Annotated in this window: 1 protein-coding gene; it reads right to left on the bottom strand. The window is 64.5% G+C overall.

All coding sequences use genetic code 11. From position 1 onward, the window contains the following. A partial coding sequence (locus tag C1X29_RS29845; protein ID WP_173940219.1) for an arsenic resistance protein occupies nucleotides 1-279 on the bottom strand: 279 nt, incomplete at both ends.

Genomic DNA, 279 nt, shown 5'->3' with positions numbered 1-279 from the left:
GAGTGACACCGGACCCAGCCGGGCCAACATCCGATCCAGTGTCGGCTGACCGCCCGCCGACAGCAGGGCGCGACGGACAAGTTGTGCAACGATCACCGGCACCACGATGTAGAGCGCCACCGAGATCAGCAGCGTGTCCCACGGGACCGTGATCGATGCGACGCCGAGCAGCAGGGCGACCAGCGGTGCAAAGGCAAACACCATGATGACGTCGTTCAGCGCGACCTGGCTCAGCGTATAGGTCGGGTCGCCGTCGCAAAGGTTCGACCAGACGAACAC

The organism is Pseudomonas sp. GW456-12-10-14-LB2, assembly GCF_002884345.1.
GTDB classification, from domain to species: Bacteria; Pseudomonadota; Gammaproteobacteria; order Pseudomonadales; family Pseudomonadaceae; genus Aquipseudomonas; species Aquipseudomonas paraglycinae.
This window is presented reverse-complemented; position numbering and strand designations above follow the sequence as displayed.